Annotated in this window: 12 protein-coding genes; 6 read left to right on the top strand and 6 right to left on the bottom strand. The window is 41.3% G+C overall.

The window, feature by feature from the left end; all coding sequences use genetic code 11:
* Positions 1-35: 35 nt before the first annotated feature.
* From C7S20_RS00470 to C7S20_RS00460, 3 genes are all read left to right on the top strand, one after another.
* Entirely contained in the window at positions 36-1613 is a 1578-nt protein-coding gene (locus C7S20_RS00470; RefSeq protein WP_107010653.1) for a sensor histidine kinase, read from the top strand.
* A gap of 4 nt (positions 1614-1617) precedes the next feature.
* Entirely contained in the window at positions 1618-2340 is a 723-nt protein-coding gene (locus C7S20_RS00465) for a response regulator transcription factor (protein ID WP_083642999.1), read from the top strand.
* Between the two features lie 206 nt (positions 2341-2546).
* Positions 2547-6896, top strand: a complete 4350-nt coding sequence (locus C7S20_RS00460) for an HYR domain-containing protein (RefSeq protein WP_107010652.1) — start codon at positions 2547-2549, stop codon at positions 6894-6896.
* Here the strand turns inward: C7S20_RS00460 and miaA are convergent.
* The 6 genes from miaA to C7S20_RS00430 form a co-directional block, all read right to left on the bottom strand.
* Entirely contained in the window at positions 6884-7792 is a 909-nt protein-coding gene (gene miaA / locus C7S20_RS00455) for a tRNA (adenosine(37)-N6)-dimethylallyltransferase MiaA (RefSeq protein ID WP_107010651.1), read from the bottom strand. The genes C7S20_RS00460 and miaA overlap by 13 nt on opposite strands.
* Before the next feature lie 27 nt (positions 7793-7819).
* Entirely contained in the window at positions 7820-9193 is a 1374-nt protein-coding gene (locus tag C7S20_RS00450; protein ID WP_107010650.1) for an exonuclease domain-containing protein, read from the bottom strand.
* A 15-nt stretch (positions 9194-9208) separates the two neighbouring features.
* Positions 9209-9868, bottom strand: coding sequence for a YggS family pyridoxal phosphate-dependent enzyme (locus tag C7S20_RS00445; protein ID WP_107010649.1), 660 nt, complete (start codon positions 9866-9868; stop codon positions 9209-9211).
* 68 nt (positions 9869-9936) lie between these two features.
* Positions 9937-11172, bottom strand: a complete 1236-nt coding sequence (locus C7S20_RS00440) for a DUF1015 domain-containing protein (protein ID WP_107010648.1) — start codon at positions 11170-11172, stop codon at positions 9937-9939.
* A 75-nt stretch (positions 11173-11247) separates the two neighbouring features.
* A complete protein-coding gene (locus C7S20_RS00435) occupies positions 11248-12138 on the bottom strand; it encodes a 3-hydroxybutyryl-CoA dehydrogenase (RefSeq protein WP_107010647.1) in 891 nt (296 codons plus the stop codon).
* Positions 12139-12189: 51 nt separating this feature from the next.
* A complete protein-coding gene (locus tag C7S20_RS00430; protein WP_107010646.1) occupies positions 12190-13155 on the bottom strand; it encodes a Gfo/Idh/MocA family protein in 966 nt (321 codons plus the stop codon).
* A gap of 135 nt (positions 13156-13290) precedes the next feature.
* On the opposite strand from C7S20_RS00430, the gene C7S20_RS00425 reads away from it, so the two are divergent.
* The 3 genes from C7S20_RS00425 to C7S20_RS00415 all read left to right on the top strand — a co-directional run bounded on the left by C7S20_RS00425 (position 13291) and on the right by C7S20_RS00415 (position 18143).
* Positions 13291-13932: a protein-L-isoaspartate(D-aspartate) O-methyltransferase gene (locus tag C7S20_RS00425; RefSeq protein ID WP_107010645.1), complete on the top strand. Its 642-nt coding sequence runs from the start codon at positions 13291-13293 to the stop codon at positions 13930-13932.
* A 954-nt stretch (positions 13933-14886) separates the two neighbouring features.
* Complete coding sequence (locus C7S20_RS00420) at positions 14887-15675, top strand: polysaccharide biosynthesis/export family protein (RefSeq protein WP_107010644.1); 789 nt, start codon at positions 14887-14889, stop codon at positions 15673-15675.
* Positions 15675-18143, top strand: coding sequence for a GumC family protein (locus C7S20_RS00415; RefSeq protein ID WP_107010643.1), 2469 nt, complete (start codon positions 15675-15677; stop codon positions 18141-18143). The genes C7S20_RS00420 and C7S20_RS00415 overlap by 1 nt, the downstream gene beginning before the upstream one ends.
* Positions 18144-18425: the final 282 nt, after the last annotated feature.

Genomic DNA, 18425 nt, shown 5'->3' with positions numbered 1-18425 from the left:
TAAGCTCTAAATGTTAAAATATTACTTTTGAACGCATGAACAAGAAGCTTTTTGTCCTTCTCGTAGTCCTGATGAGTTTATCCCTTATAGGTATCATTTTCGTTCAGGGATATTGGATCAAAAGCACGATAGATGATAGGGAAGCGCAGTTTTCGTATGAGGCGAAACAGGTGCTGTTAAATGTGTCCGAAGAAATTCAGAATCTCGAATTTGAAAAATATTATTTTCAGATAAAAAATCCTGATAGCACCAACAGCAGGCTAAATGACGTTAGCGTTTCTGAATATTTTTATTCAGGCCAGGACCCAAACCAGAATGAAACTTACTTCAGTACTGAAACAGTTTTAGAAGAAGATTATAAGGTTTCTTCGGGTTTTCTTGATTTTGCCCAGGACAGTATCCAGTTCACCAAGATGATCAAAAAAAAGGTGACTGATATTATGAGGAATAAGGATCTTGAGGGTAATAATCTAAGCGCGCGTCAGCGAATCGCACATATTGAACAGATCTCCAGGATGGAGGAAGTAGAAAAGGATATTCTGAGATCTGCGATTGCCGAAGAAGTTCAAAGGCTGCCTATTCATCAAAGAGTGTCTGGAGAGACCATAGAAAATCTTTTGACGAAGGAAATGAAAGACAGGGATCTCAGCTCCAAATTTGAATACGCGGTTTATAATAATGGAATAGCCACAAATCTGCATTCTGAAAATTTTGATCTGAACTTTCCTGCGACCTATGCTGTGCCTTTGTTTATGGACCGGGTTGGAGGCAGCGGATACCGGCTGCTGGTGAACTTTACGAATAAAAAAGAACAGGTATTGTCTTCAGTGATCCTGATGGCAAGTCTGTCTATCATATTTACCCTTATCATAGTGATCGCGTATTCCAGTGCGCTTTCGCAACTGATAAGACAACGACAGATCTCGCAGATAAAGACCGATTTTATCAATAATATGACCCATGAGTTCAAAACGCCCATTGCGACCATTAACCTCGCGCTGGACGCCATTAAGAATCCAAAGGTCATTGCAGATGATGAAAAGGTCGCCCGTTATTTGCAGATGATAAAAGACGAAAATAAGAGAATGCACGCACAGGTAGAAAATGTTTTGCGCATTTCAAAGCTTGAAAAGAATGAGCTGGACCTGAAAAAGGAAAGGCAGCAGTTGCATGACATTATAGAAGATGCCATCACCCATGTAGAATTGATCGTAGAAGATCGCGGTGGTTACCTTCAAACCCATTTTGGTGCTTTAAGGTCATCAATCCTGGCTAACCGGGATCATTTTACAAATGTGATCGTTAATATTTTGGACAACGCGATAAAATATTCCGAAGGTCCGCCAAAGATCGATATCTACACCAGCAATGTAAAAAATTACATCTGTTGTGAAATCCGTGATCAGGGAACGGGGATGAGCAAGCAGGTACAAAAGAAAATATTCGATAAGTTTTACCGGGAACATACCGGCGATATTCATAATGTGAAGGGACACGGCCTCGGATTGGCCTACGCCCGGCAGATAATTGAAGATCATCACGGTGAGATCTCGGTAATGAGCGAAAAAGGAAAAGGAAGCACCTTTACAATTAAACTACCACTAATATCTTAAATATATGGAAACTGAAAACAAGAAAATTCTATTAGTAGAAGACGATCCGAATTTCGGAACGGTTCTAAAAGATTACCTGGCCATGAATGATTATGAGGTCACTCATGCGAAAAACGGAATGGAAGGATTCGAAAAATTCAAAAAAGACGATTTCGATCTTTGCATTCTCGATGTGATGATGCCTTATAAAGACGGATTCACGCTGGCCAAGGAAATAAGAGATAAAAATGAGGAAATTCCGATCATTTTCCTTACCGCCAAGGCGATGAAGGAAGATGTTCTTAAAGGATATAAGGTTGGAGCTGATGATTATCTAAACAAACCCTTCGACAGCGAAGTGCTGTTGATGAAGATCAAGGCGATCATGCAGCGTAAGGCGACCGACAGCGTGGCTGACAGCAAGCAGTTCGAATTTGAGATCGGTGATTTTCACCTGAATTCAAAATTGAGATTTTTGACCTTCAGGGATGAAGAACCTCAAAAATTATCACCTAAAGAGAACGAATTGCTAAGATTACTGGCTTTACATGAAAATGATCTAATGCCAAGAGAGCTGGCACTTACCAAGATCTGGAGAGACGATAACTATTTTACTTCCAGAAGTATGGATGTGTATATCGCCAAGCTTAGAAAGTATCTTAAAAAAGACGAAAATGTGGAAATACTGAATATCCACGGAGAAGGCTTTAGACTTGTAGTAAAAAACAAGGAAGAAACCGAAGCATAGAATCCAGAATATTCAGTTTCCCGGGAAATGTTGCGTCACGGAAGGAAGCCGTGACGCGGCATGACCTTAAGAAAAATTATACTCCCGCCGGCTTACCGGCATATCTTCGCATATACCTGAAGCATAGATATTTGTGAAACTTCACATAAAATTAAGACCTGTTTTCTTACAAATCTTATCTTTACGGCATTCCAAATGCCCTGATTGTGAAAAAAGAAGACCGAAAATGTGGTAGCGCGGGCTTTTCATTAAAGAATTGCCTTGTTTTCTTTTTAGTTTTTTTTCTCTTTATTTTAAAGTCTATTCAGGCACAAACCCCCCAAAATACATCTCCCACTTATACTCACCTAAGTCATGTAGATTTACCTACTGTAAGCACGAGTGAGCTGAATTCTGATGATCTCACCATAGCGATTGCTACAGGACCACAAAACTTTGTATATGTACTTACTTTTGGAAGTGGAGTTCAAAAAAGAGATGCAGATGGAAATTTGGTAAAATCAAATTTCATTACCGGATTAAGTAGCCCTTTTGATATTGCTGTAGATGAAGATGGTTTTATTTATATAGCTGATTTTTTTGCGGGAGGTGATACATGGGCGGATAATGGTCAGGTTAAAATCTATGATTCCAATGGAAACTATATTAGATCAATTCTTACCTCTTATTTCAGGCCAATGGGAATTGATGTAGATGAAAATTATGTTTATATAGCTGAATATAATGATGGAAAAAAAGGGCCAGAAAGTACACCTTCCAGCAGAATCCGTATAGTTGATAAGGCAACCGGGGCCGCAATTAAGGTAAATAATAATGTTACACTTCCTTATAGAATTGCCAACGATTCGAAAGGGAATGTATATGTTAGCCAGGAAGGAGGAGGAAGCCCTGGTGTGTATATTTTTGATTCTAATTTATCCCCAAAAGGGAAATTATCTAATATTCAATCTCCGGGTAGCGTTGTAATCGATGATTTCGATTTTATTCATGTTATCGAATATGCAGGGAGAATAGATTTTGGTAAATTTATAACTTCCACGGATGATTTTTTTTATTTGTATGGTGTTGCTCATACATTGTATGATGCAGTTCAAGATCAGGTTTTTGGTGTAAAAATATTCTCCCCAAATTATCAATTTAAAACTTTTTATAAAGAAGAAATCCACTTCCCTTTAGATATAGCATTTAATCATTGTGACAGGATGTATATTGATGATTCTGAAATTTTCGGAACTCATGTTGATGAAAAAATTGGTTTCATTAGAATACACACTTTCGCACCATCAAAGTTAGAATTTGACCTTGAAATCTATCAACGTACACCTGCATTCGATATAACACCTCCAGAAATTACATGTCCGAATAGTTTCGAACAGAATACCGATCCTGGGAAAAATTATGCAACGGTAACTTATTCCGCTCCTACAGCTTCAGATGCTTGTGGATATACTTTAGAATTAATAGACGGTCTTGCTTCAGGGAGTCAGTTCCCAATAGGTGATACAAAGGTGACCTATCAGGCAACTGATAATTTTAGTAATTCAAGTACCTGCTCTTTCATAGTTACCGTTAAAGCTTCAGCCGAATCACCAACTTTCGATTGTCCTGACCCCAATCAGAGAACCGTACTGGAATTGGATGAAAATTGTGATTATATAGTTCCGGATTATTCGGGTAAAATCACAAATTTTCAACATTTTACTTCAACTCCGTATTTTGTGCAGAGCTCCACAAGGTCGGGGAATATATTAAATGTCACCATCGAAGTTTTTGATGGCGAAGGTGGTGATAAAGTTGGAGAATGTTCCTTTCCGGTAGATTTGGAAGATCAAATCCCACCGACCGTAACTTGTCCAGAAACTATAAAAGTTCCTTATACCGATAAGAAAGAATACCAAATTCCTGATTTTACTGCTGACATAGTAATAACAGATAATTGTTCAGAAAGCTTTACGATTACCCAAACTCCCAAAATGGGGACCATTATAGACAAGGATACTACAGTAGAACTTACTGTTTTAGACGAAAAAAATAATCAGTCGGGATGTAATTTTAAAATAGAGTTTTTTAAAGAAACCAAGCTGGAAATTCTTAACTGTCCTGGTGCTCAGACTTTCGAGGTAGATGATAATTGTGCGTACCTCATTCCTGATATAGCCAAAACAATAGAGACAAATATTCCAGAGGCAAATGTTACCCAAAGTATAGGAGCTGGTTTTGAGGTACATGGTTCACTTACGCTAACAATTACAGCTAAATTTGAGGATCAAACAGCAACCTGTGAAGTAAAATTAATTGCTGAGGATAATATTCTTCCCACGATAAACTGTCCTGGTGATCAAACGGAAATAGTAGCAGCAGGAGAAGGTTTTAAGTTACCTAATTACGTGCTGCAGGCTACCTACAATGATAATTGCTATGTAGCCAGTTTAAAGCAGGAGCCTGATGTGCAAACGGTAATATATCAAACTACAGAAGTTACTTTATATGCAGTAGATGGATCAGGTAATGAAAGCAGTTGCTCATTTATGGTTAATCTTGAAGAAGCCGAAGCTCCAAAAATCGACTGTATCACGAATTACAGCGTGTATTCCAATGAAAATTGTGAATATTTTGTACCTGATTTTTCTGAAATTCTCTCTTATAGTCCGTCGGGAGCTGTGATCACTCAGGATCCTGAAGCGGGGGCCTTAATCGACCCTAATTCCGATCCTTATATCACCGTGACCGCCACCTATAATGATAAAACCGATAATTGCAATGTGTATCTGGAGTTTAAAGATGATACCGATCCCATGATCGACTGTCCCGGCAATCAAACCGTCAGTATAGCTCCAAATACCACTTATTCCTTGCCCGATTATACCTCCCAGGTAACCGTTAGCGATAACTGCGGAATGTCCCAAATTATCCAGGAACCCGCAGAGGGAACCGAAGTGACTTCTGATACCGAAATTAAAATAACCGCGGTAGATGATGCCGGTAATTCTGATTTCTGCACTTTTCAGCTGCAAATAAATATCGTGGAAAACCTGGCCATCAATTGTCCGGGTGATAAAGAATTTTCATTCGATGAGAACTGCGCTTTTGAATTACCCGATTTTACCGGGGAAGCTGAGGTGATCAATGGCAACGGATTACAGGTAAGTCAGTCGCCGTCACCAGGAACGATCATCACCAGTGAAAATACAGAGATCGAACTGAGCGTGGAAAAAGATGGGGAAAAGGCTACCTGTTCCTTTACTCTTAATCTCAGCGATAAGATGGATCCTGTGGTGATCTGTAAAAATGGATATGAAATAAACCTTCAGGAAGGGGAGACAATTACTTTGGATGCGGCCGAACTCGATAATGGCAGTTATGACAACTGCAGTGAGAGCCTTTCTTTCAGCATGAATATCACCCAATTTACCGCCAGTGATGAAGGGGAAGTTCCGGTAATCCTAACTGCAACCGATGAGGCCGGAAACAGTGGGATCTGTGAAACTACGGTAAAGGTGATCGTTGACCGACAGGGGAACCAGCCTCCAACTGCAAGGGACGATAATTATGAGACTTTAGAGGGAGTAGGGCTAAACGTAAATTCATCTGAGGGAGTTCTTAAGAACGACAGCGATCCTGAATCTGATCCTATCACCGCCATACTCGATACCGATGTTTCCCACGGCGATCTGCAGTTAAATGAAGACGGTTCATTTGAATATACTCCCGAAACAGGCTTTTTCGGGCAGGATTTCTTTACCTATCATGTTAGCGACGGCCAGAATAATTCTGAAACCGCGATGGTCACCATTACCGTAGTTCCCGATGATTTCGGGGATTTTACCTGTGCGCAGGAGGTGGTGCTTGCCCTCGATGAAGACGGAGAAGCAGCTCTCAATATGGAGGATCTGTATTTTGGAAATGCCGATGGCAGTGAACTTTCTGTGAGTCAGCAATTATTTAGCTGTGATGATATTGGGGAAAATACGATAGTTCTTTCCTATTCTGGAAGGAACAACGGTTCCTGTGAAATCAGGGTGCAGGTGGTTGATGAAAAAGCTCCGGTTCTCAAAGTAAAAAATATAGGTATAGATCTCAATGAGCAGGGTGTGGCCACGATAGATTTTGCAGGTATCAATAACGGCTCTTATGACAACTGCGATGGAAAAGTTACCTATACGCTTAGCAAATATGTGTTTACCTGTATGGATCTGGGAGAAAATACCGTTGAGGTCACCGCGGAAGACAACAACGGAAACATAAGCCATGCGCAGGTAGTGGTGAAAGTATTCGCCGAAGCCGGAATTTGCGATAAACCGGGACAGGGTTCAGATTATATCTTTATTTATCCCAATCCCAATTCCGGGGAGTTTAAGGTCGCCACGCCGGCAGATATTAGTATTTCCCGGATAGAGGTTTTTGATAATCGCGGCAGGTTTATCTCTTCAAAGGCTTTTACAACAGAAGAAAACTCTTATGAAATGATTCTCATTCCCCTTGAGGAAGGAGTTTACGTGCTTAATATCATTACCAATAAAGGAAAGGTTATTCGTAGATTGATCTATAAGCGTTGAGTTCTTTCAATAAAAGCAATAATTACTTTCGGAGGGGTTTTATAGTCGAACCAGTGTATTTCTTCGTCTTTTCGAAACCAGGTTAGCTGTCTTTTGGCAAATCTGCGGGTGTTTTTCTTAATTTCAGAAATTGCAGTTTCTAAGGTCCAAATTCCGTCAAAATAATTAAAGAGTTCTTTGTAACCCACGGTGTTCAGTGCATTCAGATCTCTTTTAGGATAAAGTTTCCGGGCCTCTTCAACAAGTCCGTTTTCGATCATTTTATCCACTCTTCGGTTTATTCGGTCATAAATGATGCTGCGCTCGGCAGTAAGGCCAATTTTGATGGTTTCAAATTCCCTTTCAGATCTATTTTTATTCAGAAAAGACGAAAAAGGCTTTCCCGTGGCCAAACAGATTTCCAGGGCTCTTATTACCCGATGCGGATTCTGTACATCGGCAGTTTTGTAATATTCAGGATCAAGAATATACAAACGTTTCTGAAGCCAGTCGAGTCCTTTTTTTTGTAGATTTTCATTCAGTTTTTCGCGAATGGAAGGGTCGACTTCCGGAAAATCATCAAGTCCTTCGGTGATGGCTTTAATATATAATCCGCTGCCGCCAGCCATTACCACGACCCGGTGTTTCTTAAAGAGATCAGTAATTTTTTCAATGGCTTCCCTTTCAAAATCACCTACTGAATAGTCTTCTTCAACTGAAAGATGCTGAATAAAATGATGTGGAGCCGCCGCCAGTTCTTCCGGTTCGGGAACAGCAGTGCCGATATGCATTTCCTTAAAAAACTGCCGTGAATCGGCTGAAATGATATCGGTTTTAAAATGTCTCGCAAGCTCAATGGAAAGTGCAGTTTTCCCAATGGCCGTGGGACCTAAAATGCTGATTAAAATATTATTCATCTTTAAGTTTTTGAAAGAAATAAAAACTTATTCATGAACTGATAATTGGATGATCTTGAAATTATGCTTTTTACGCAAATAGCTCTGGATGATGTGCTGAGCGTCGCGGTTGTGATCCATGGGCGTAATAATTGAGCGTATAATGTCCAGATTGTTGATTTGATGGTTCAAATTGAAATATCCGGCACCTTTAAATTCGCCATCTTCGATCAATAAAGCGCATTTTTCATCAACTTCCCTTCCGCGGCCAACCAGCAACATATTCTGGTTTTGGTAGGAGTAGCGCCCAATAAGCTCTTTTACCCTTTCATTGTAGTCCTCGGGCGTTTCCTCTTCAATACAGGCGCCATAACAGTTTTTGATGGTATAATTGAAACAATTTCCTTCACCCGAATGCATTCCGGTAAGCCTTTCGCAAAGCGAGAATTCTTCCACCCAGTTCGTAAGCGTATTTTTAGCCGATTTCAGGCTTCCAAAAGTGGTGATACTATTCTTATTTTTTGAAGCTTTCCCGATCTTCAGGTTTATATAGCCGTTATCATCGGTATAATGGTATAACGCATGGCTGAAAACATCCCTTTTCAGGGCATTGTTATATTTGGGTTTGATCTCTTTGATCTCCTGATTTTCTTTCAGAAGCGCCAGAAGTTCATTTCCGGTGGGTTCATAAGAGACAGAAGCGACCTTTTTCTGCATTTCCCGTGATTTGGGATGTTCATTGGTAAAATGCTGATTGACCCTTTTCTTGATATTCCTGGATTTCCCCACATAAATGATCTCGCCATTCTCATCGTGGAAATAATAGATACCTGTTACTGAAGGCAGATCCTCTAAAATATAGACCAGTTTTGTATCCATACTGCTTTTTGGCTCTTTTCGCACATGCTCTTTCAGAATGTCTTTTTCAACATCTTTGGCCAGCAGCATTTTGAATAATTTTATGGTTGCCTGCGCATCACCGGCCGCACGATGGCGGTCGCTTAACGGAATTCCCAGCGAACGCACCAGTTTTCCTAGGCTGTAGGAGGGCATTCCGGGAATTAGTTTTTTGGAAAGTTCCACCGTGCACAAGCTCTTGCGTTCAAATTCAAATCCAAGCCTGCGGAATTCCGTTCTCAGGATGCGGTAATCAAATTTTGAATTATGGGCGACCAGGATACAATCCTGGGTAATTTCAACAATTCGTTTAGCTACCTCGTAAAATTTAGGCGCATTGCGCAGCATCTCATTATTGATACCCGTCAGGTTAACCACAAATGGCTGAATGGGCTGTTCCGGATTGACAAGACTAATGAACTGGTCCACAACCCTGTTTCCGTCAAACTTATAAATTGCTATTTCGGTGATGCCTTCTTCATTGTATTTGCCACCGGTAGTCTCTATGTCTAATATTGCGTACAAATAATTCCTCCTTCGTTAATTATAATTTCGGGCGCCAAAGATACTGCTTCCAATGCGAACCATAGTCGAACCACATTCCACAGCAATTTTATAATCGCCGCTCATTCCCATGGAAAGTTCGGTAAGCTCCGGGAAATCTTTTTGGAACTCATCCATCACTTTTTTCAGGAAACTGAATTCCTGCCTTACCTGCTCCTCATCATCGGTAAAGGTTGCCATTCCCATCAAGCCTATGATCCTCACATTTTTCATTTTTGAATAGGCCTCAGATTCCAATATCTCTCTGGCTTCTTCTTTAGAAATGCCAAATTTCGAATCTTCTTCGGCTATCTTGATCTGAAGCAGACAATTGATGGTGCGTTCGTTCTGCTTCGCCCTTTTATTTATTTCTTTTAATAATTTCAAACTGTCAACGGCATGGATCAATGACACAAATGATGCCATATATTTCACCTTGTTGCGTTGAACATGGCCTACCATATGCCATTCGATATCCTGAGGAAGTTCTTCCTGCTTATCGGTCATTTCCTGGATCTTGTTCTCTCCAAAGATCCGCTGACCGGCCCGGTAAGCTTTGAGAATGTCCTCATTGGGCTTGGTTTTGGAGATCGCGACCAGTTTGACGTTTTCGGGAAGTTCCTCTCTGTATTTTTTAATATTTTCTGAAATATCCATCCTTGTTCCTTTTTTCTGAATTCAGGATTTACCGTTCTGTAGGGTTAACTGTGGCTAGTATTACGCGATTAAAATTCATAGATCGTGAGTCCGCTGCGCAATTTGGGTTCAATATAAGTACTTTTTGGCGGCATGGTCAAATTTTCATCTGCAATTTGTTTAATTTCTTCAATTTCAGCCGGAAGCATTCCGAAGCCAACGGCAAACTCCCCGCTGTCTACGCGGGTTTTCAGTTCAATGAGGTCATTCCTCCCAGGAATATATTCAATCCTTTTATCCTGTCGCAGGTCTGCAATGCCGAGTATGGGTTTCAGGATCTTTTCATATAAAATATTTGAATCCAGGCTGCTCAGCGAATCGGTGAACCGGTATTGAGTCTTCCGCAGATAAAGCGAATAAAACTCCCCATGGAGGTACATACTGAAATGATGTTTTTTCGAAGGCCGGTAGAGATCCTTACCCCGATTTTCAATCCGGAACCACTCATCGAGCAGGATAAGGAATTCTTCTTTGGAATGACCATTCAGGTCTTTTATAAGTCGGCTGAACTCATAAACCCGAAGACTGCTTTCTGTAATGAGATAGCTCATAAAGAAATTATAAGATTCTTTACCGGTGTGGTTGGGATTTTTCTCCCTGCTTTCTTTTGCCAGAAGCCAGGAGGAGGCGCTGCGGTGATGACCATCGGCGATATAAAGCTTCTCCATTTTTTCAAATTCCGAAGCTATTTTTCCCGTGCTCTCCATATCGCAGATCTTCCATAGTTTATGGATCTCCCTGTTGGAAGTGGCGAATTCATATTCGGGGCGCTTTTGCATGGTCTTGCGCATTAGATCCTCAATGATCTCATTATCAGGATACGTGAGCAGCACCGGTTCCGTATTAAAACCAACAACCTTGAGGTAATCTTTAAAAAGCTCTTCGCGGTGAGCGATGGTATCTTCGTGTTTGCGAATGATATTCTGCTCGTAATCATCGGCGCTGGCGGCGGCAATGATCCCGCAGCAACTGGCTTCCCTGCTGTTTATCTGGTAAATATAGTAGCAGGCTTCCTTCTCCTGAATAAAAATATTGTCTTCCAGAAACTCCAGGTAGCGATTACGCACCATCTCAAAACGCTTTTCCCCGCCTATCTCATGCTGAAATTTATAGCCGGGATTGATGATATGCAGAAAAGAATAGGGATTGAATTCCAGCTGAGCCCTCAATTCATCTTCGTCATAGTCTTCATAAGAGCGTGAAGCTACCAGTCCCGCAAAGGGCCTCGCCGGTCTTACCGCTTTAAAGGGAAGTATCTTTGTCAAATTTTATTAAAGTTAAGGAGGTAAAGAGTTAAGGAGTGAAAAAAATACTAACTACTCAGTACTCAATACTCAGTACTAACTACTAAACTGCGATGAAACTTTTTCAGCTTTTTTGCTTTCGGAATAATCGTAGAAACCTTCTCCCGATTTTACTCCGATCTTTCCGGCTCTGACCATATTGGTAAGCAATGGGCAGGGAGCATATTTCGGATTCTTGAAACCTTCGTACATCACTTCCAGAATAGAAAGGCAAACATCGAGACCGATAAAATCCGCCAGCTGAAGTGGTCCCATCGGGTGCGCCATCCCGAGTTTCATCACAGTATCGATCTCGTAAACGCCGGCCACCCCGTTGTAAAGCGTTTCAATGGCTTCGTTGATCATTGGCATAAGGATGCGGTTCGCCACAAAACCCGGATAATCATTCACTTCCACCGGAACTTTATGTAGTTTTTTAGACAGCTCCATGATCGTATGGGTCACCTCGTCACTGGTATTATAACCCCGAATGATCTCCACGAGTTTCATTACCGGCACAGGATTCATAAAATGCATCCCGATCACGCGCTCGGGATTTGAAACCGCCGCCGCGATCTGGGTAATAGAGATCGAAGAAGTATTGGTTGCAAGTATGGTATCTTCAGAAGTGGACTGGTCCAGGTGACGGAAGATCTTCAGTTTAAGCTCGGTATTCTCGGTAGCCGCTTCCACCACGACACTTGCATATTCAACACCTTCCGAAATATCGGTATAAGTGGTGATATTATTTAGGGTGTTCTTTTTATCGTCTTCGGAAATCTTTTCTTTGGAAACCATACGGTCAAGATTCTTCGAAATGGTATCCAGTCCTTTTTTAAGGTTTTCCTCAGAAATATCGATTAACTGAACTTTGTAACCGTACTGGGCAAAGGTATGCGCGATACCATTTCCCATAGTTCCGGCTCCAATTACTGCTATGTTTTTCATTTTAAAAAGTTTTTAAACCTGCAAGGTTTCTAAAACCTTGCAGGTTTTGTTTTATAAATCAAAATTCTCGATCACCTGGTTGGCTATTTTCAAGGCTTTTGCCGCCTGCGCCATAGTCACCACGGGTTCTGAATCGTTATGAATGGCCTCGGCGAAACTTTCCAGTTCTTCCAGGATCGCGTTGTTCGGCGAAACGGATGGATTATCAAAGTAGATCTGTTTTTTCACTCCTTCCGCATTCTGAAGGATCATGGCGAAATCATCGGGATCTTCAGGGGCGTCCTTCATTTTTACCACTTCACAAACCTTTTCCAGAAAATCTACAGAAATATAAGCGTCGCGCTGGAAGAACCTCGATTTTCTCATATTCTTCATCGAAATCCTGCTGGCGGTAAGATTTGCCACACAACCATTTTCGAATTCGATACGCGCGTTGGCGATATCGGGAGTGTCGCTGATCACCGAAACTCCGCTGGCATTGATCTTTTTGACCTCGCTTTTCACCACACTCAATACCGCATCGATATCATGGATCATCAGGTCAAGCACCACGGGAACATCGGTTCCGCGAGGGTTGAATTCTGCCAGACGGTGCGCCTCGATAAACATCGGGTTTTCAATACGATCGACAACCGCCTGAAAAGCAGGGTTGAACCTTTCTACATGACCAACCTGGCCTTTTACTCCGTGCTTTTTGGCAAGAGCGATCAGTTCTTCGGCTTCTTTAAAAGTATTGGTAATGGGTTTTTCGATAAAAAGGTGTTTTCCCGCGGAGATCACCTTTTTGGCGACCTCAAAATGGGAGAGGGTAGGAGTCACCACATCTACCATATCGGCTGCTGCAATCAGTTCGTCCAGGTTATCGAACATTTTGTATCCGAATTCATCGGCTACTTTTTTAGCATTTTCCTTATCGGCATCAAAAAAACCAATAAGCTCATATTTTTCAGATTGATTTAAAAGTTTGAGATGGATCTTTCCAAGATGTCCTGCACCCAGAACGCCAGCTTTCAGCATATTTTGCATTTTTCACAAAAATAGCATTTTGATTCTAAATATTTTATAAATCCGCGTTAGAATCCGGGGCATGTTTTGCTTGCAGAATTCAGTTTTCTTTGCCTATTTTTAAGAACTGAATAAAGAGAAATTATCTTGAAAGACACTTACCGACATCAGGGAAAGCGGCAGCAGCTGGTAAAAACGGTGAAGAAGAAGGGGATCACCGATGAAAAAGTGCTGGCAGCGATCGGGAAAATCCCGCGTCATCTTTTTATGGACAGTAGTTTTGAAGATCATGCCTACCAGGACAAAGCCTTTCCCATCGCTGCCGATCAGACCATTTCTCAACCCTATACCGTAGCTTTTCAAACCCAGTTAATGGAAGTTAAAAAAGGTGAAAAGGTACTGGAAATAGGTACGGGAAGTGGGTATCAAACCGCTGTTCTTTGTGAACTGGGTGCGAAAGTTTACAGTATCGAGCGGCAGCATGAGTTGTATAAAAAAACGAAAACTTTCCTGAATAAGATCGGGTATCGTCCCAAGCATTTAAGTTTTGGCGACGGTTATAAAGGCCTCCCCGAGTATGCTCCCTATGATAAGATCATCGTTACGGCTGGTGCGCCTGAGGTACCAAAGGATCTTTTAGGTCAGTTGAAAGTAGGAGGGAAAATGGTGATCCCCGTGGGATCGGAGGTGCAGACCATGACTCTTTTTGAACGCAAATCTGTTAAGGAATTCGATAAAAAGGAATTTGGGGCCTTCAGGTTTGTGCCCTTGTTGGAAGATAAGAATTGAGGTTGGTGGTTGGGTTGATGGAGAATTAGATAATGAGATGATGAGATAATGAGATAATGAGAAAATGTACCAATGTGAAAATGTATCAATGTGTAAATTGATCAATTTGGAAATGGTTTTTTGCTCTAAACTTAGGCTAGTTCTGAGTTAAGAGTTATGAGTTATGAGTTTTGCAGTGTGTTATCAGATGTTACCGGTTCAGAACCTATTTACCATTTTCTTTATCGTCATTCCGATCCGCCGCAGGCGGTGAAGCAATCTCATTTTGGATAGTTGGATTATTAGATAATAAGATAATGAGAAAATGAGAAAATGAGAAAATGTATCAATGTGAAAATTAATCAATTTGGAAATTTGATGATTTGGAAATTTGGAAATGGTTTTTTGTTTTAGGCTTTAGGCTAGTTCATCTGAGTTAAGAGTTGGGAGTTATGAGTTGTTGCATGTTAGGGTGTGTTCAGGAACCAAACCTATTCTTTATACCGTCATTGCGATCCGCCGCAGGCGGTGAAGCAATCTCATTTTGGATAGTTGGATTATTAGATAATAAGATAATGAGATAATGAGAAAATGTATCAATGTGTAAATTAATCAATTTGGAGATTCGTCATTTTGGAAATTTGGGAATGGTTTTTTGTTTTAGGCTTTAAGCTCTTCCATGCTCCAGACTCTCAAAAAAATTTGTACTTCCCACTTCGTAAATCGTAATTCATCCATTTTCATTTCGAGCGAGTCCCGGGGCTCTGGACGACGAGAAATCTCATGGTTTGTTCCTGGGAATTCTTTTAAAAATTGTCGTGTGTACTTTGAGATTTCTCACTTCGCTGCGCTCCGTTTCGAAATGACTTTCCTGATAGGTTTAGGGCTCAAGTTGAAAAAAAAGTAGTTTTTTCGGAGTTTATTTTATTATTAGATGGTAAAAACTATATTTGTTAAAACTATGTGAAGCCCTTTATGCGATTTAAATCATTTTTGTTTTTATTCGCTGCGATACTTGCCTTAACCTCTTGTGTATCTACAAAGCAGATGTCTTATCTTCGTGAAAATGAAGAGCAGATAGACAGCATCATTCAGGTACAGCGTATCCGCACTCCTTACCGAATTCAGGTAGGGGACCTGTTGAGTATCAGGGTTAAAGCCCTGGATCAGGAACTGGTGGGCATGTTCAATCCCGTTGGAGAGAGCAATCCAAATGCGACTACAGAAGAAGCTGTTTATTTTGACGGGTTCACTGTTGACGATCACGGAAATATCAGGGTTCCCACACTTGGGGAAATAAATGTTTTGGGGTTTACCGAAAAGGAGGTTCGGGAAAAAATAGAAAAGAAGTTACTGGAAGAATATTTTAAGGAAGAGGCTAATATATTCGTGACCGTAAAACTGGCGGGGATAAGGTATACCACGCTTGGAGAAATCGGGCAGGGGAGTCAGGTGATCTATAAAGATCATGTTACCATCATGGAAGCCATTGCCAATGCGGGAGGAATTCAGGAGCTGGGAGACCGGGAACATGTGAAAATAGTCAGGCAGTATCCGCATGGTGAAGAGGTGCATACCGTTGATGTAACCAGCCTGGACGTTACTAAAAGTCCGTATTATTATATACAGCCCAATGACATGATCGTGGTCAATCCGCTGCCCAGAAAAGCTTTAGGACTGGGTACTACCGGTTTAGAAGTTTTCAGAACGGTAACGAGTTTGATAACGCTGGCAACTTCCATTTACTTTTTAACGACAAGATAATGGCGCATGAAGATGATCATATTTCAGATGTAGGCTCGACCTTTGACTTTAAAGGATTTATTTTAAAGGTCATAAGTTACTGGAAGCTGGTTTTGCTTTCAGTGGGAATCAGCCTTGCCGTAGCCTATTATAACAATGTAAGGAAACTTCCTGTATACCGCCTGGGAAATCAGATCTCCATAAAAGACGATCAGAATCCATTCTTTACTTCGAATACCAGCCTGACCTTTAACTGGGGAGGAACTTCAGATAAGGTAAGTACAGCCATAACCATTCTTCGCTCACGTTCCCACAATGAAGAAGTGGTTGAAAAACTCCAGTTCTACATCAATTATTTAACCGATGGAGAATACCAGAGAATTGATGTTTACGGGCAGACACCGTTTAGGATCATAGCAGATACCGCTGCCTACCAGGCGAATAATGTCACTATGGTCATCCACCAGGTGGACGATAAGCTTTTCAATATCAAAGCCAGGGTGCCTGCCACTTTAAGCAGAACGAACTATAAGCTCAAGGAAACCGATACGAGGATAGTAGAAGCCTCAGATTTTGATCGGAACTTCAAATACGGCGAACATATCACCTTACCTTTTTTTTCTGGCTATGTGGTAAGAACCGAAAGACAGGCGCCGAAGGAAAAGGCTTATTATATCAGCTTTACTCCTTTTGACGGAGCGGTAGGAAGATATCGGGGTGTTTCCATTTCGCCCGATGGACAGGGATCTTCAGTGCTTAATTTAAGTCAGACCGGCTTAAATAAGGAGCGAATCGTAGATTACCTGAATGGTTCGGTAGCAGTGCTCAGTGAGAATATGCTGGAGCGGAAGAATCTTTTTGCTACCAAAACCATTCGGTTTATTGACAGCAGCCTTGCAGCCCAGGCCAAACAGCTTAAAGCTGTAGAGGAGGAGCTTAACAGTTTTAGGAATGAAAGCTCTCTTATGGATGTTTCGGATGAAAGCCGAAATCTTTCTTCAAAACTCGCTGATCTCGATGTGAAAAAAGAGGAAATAAGAAGGCAGATCGCTTATTATGACAATCTCAAAGACTATCTGCAAACAAGGGACGATTATTCCAATGTACCAGCGCCTTCGGTAGCCGGGATCAGTGAAGGAAGTATCGCGGGAGCGGTGGGAAAGATCGTTCAGCTCGCCGAGGAAAGAAGCAATTATCAATATACTTTAAAGCCCAATTCTCCGGTTTTTGATGATATTGACCGGCAGATCAATTCGGTTAAATCCATTATCCTCGAAAATATAAGTTCTTCTGTGGGCCTTTTAAGAACTGAGCTTAATGATATTAACCGAAAAATGGCCCAGCTGGAAAGTGAAGTCAAAAAATTGCCACAGGAAGAGCAGGACTTGATGAAGATCCAGCGCAAGTATGCCATCAACGAGCGCACCTATAATATGTTCCTTGAAAAAAGGAGCGAAGCTGGCCTCATAAAGGCTGCGAATGTGAGCGATGTTATGATCATCGATAAAGCCAAAGATACCGGGGGTGGAAGGATTGGTCCTGATACCCAGCTTAATTATGTAATGGCAGTGATGGTAGGTGGTTTAATTCCCTTAACCTTTGTGTTCCTGCTGGTATTTCTGAATACCAATATTCACAACGCACAGGAAATTTCCAGGTTGTCACCTATTCCTATTCTTGGTTTAATAGGACGCAGTAAGGCAGAGAGCAACCTTGCCGTATTTAATTCCCCAAAATCTTCTATTTCCGAAAGTTTCAGGGGCTTAAGATCCAGTTTACAGTTCATGTATAAAAGGCATGGCATCATGGGCTCCAAAACAGTGCTTATCACCTCTTCGGTTTCCGGGGAAGGAAAGACCTTTTGCGCCATGAACCTGGCCACGGTATTTGCTCTTAGCGAAAAGAAAACAGTACTGGTAGGGGTAGACTTGCGGAAGCCCAAGATATTTGATGACTTTGAACTTGATAATGAGCACGGGATTGTGAATTACCTTATCGACCAGGCTTCGGAAGAAGAGATCATTCAGCCGAGTAAGATCCCTTATCTTGATGTGATCACCTCCGGCCCGGTTCCGCCAAACCCTTCCGAACTATTGATGACTGAGAAGATGGATGTACTGATGGAGCGTCTTAAAGAAAAATATGATTATATCGTGCTGGATTCCCCGCCTATCGGGATGGTAGCCGATGCGCTGAACCTGGTAAAATATGCCGATGCTACTTTATACCTTATCCGTCAGGATTATACCAAGAGGGGGATGCTGGAAACGATCAATGAAAAATACAAAAAAGAAGAGGTTAAGAATATCAGTTTTGTACTGAACCATTTTGTACACCGCGCCAAGTACGGCTATGGCTATGGCTATGGATACGGCTATGGTTATGGTTACGGCTATAACCGTTATGCCAAAGGATATTACGGAGCCGCGCCTTCAAAATTTCAACAGCTTAAGAATTCCTGGAAGAAGTTTATGAGGAATTTTGAGTAGTTCGGAGGTGGTAGTTGGTAGTTCGGAGTTAAGAGTTCAGAGTTATGAGTTTGGTGGCTTGTTGTCGGCCTTAGGCTATTTCTGAGTTAAGAGTTCAGAGTTAGGAGTTTTGGATGATATCAGATGTTTCAGGAACCCAAATCTTTTCATCATTCCGTCATTGCGATGCGCCGGAGGCGCAGAAGCAATCTCATTTTGGATAGTTGGATTATAGGAGAATTAGATAATGAGAAAATGAGAAAATTTGTCAATGTGAAAATGTACTAATGTGTAAATTAATCA

It is taken from the genome of Christiangramia fulva (genome assembly GCF_003024155.1).
In the GTDB taxonomy this organism is placed as follows: domain Bacteria; phylum Bacteroidota; class Bacteroidia; order Flavobacteriales; family Flavobacteriaceae; genus Christiangramia; species Christiangramia fulva.
This window is presented reverse-complemented; position numbering and strand designations above follow the sequence as displayed.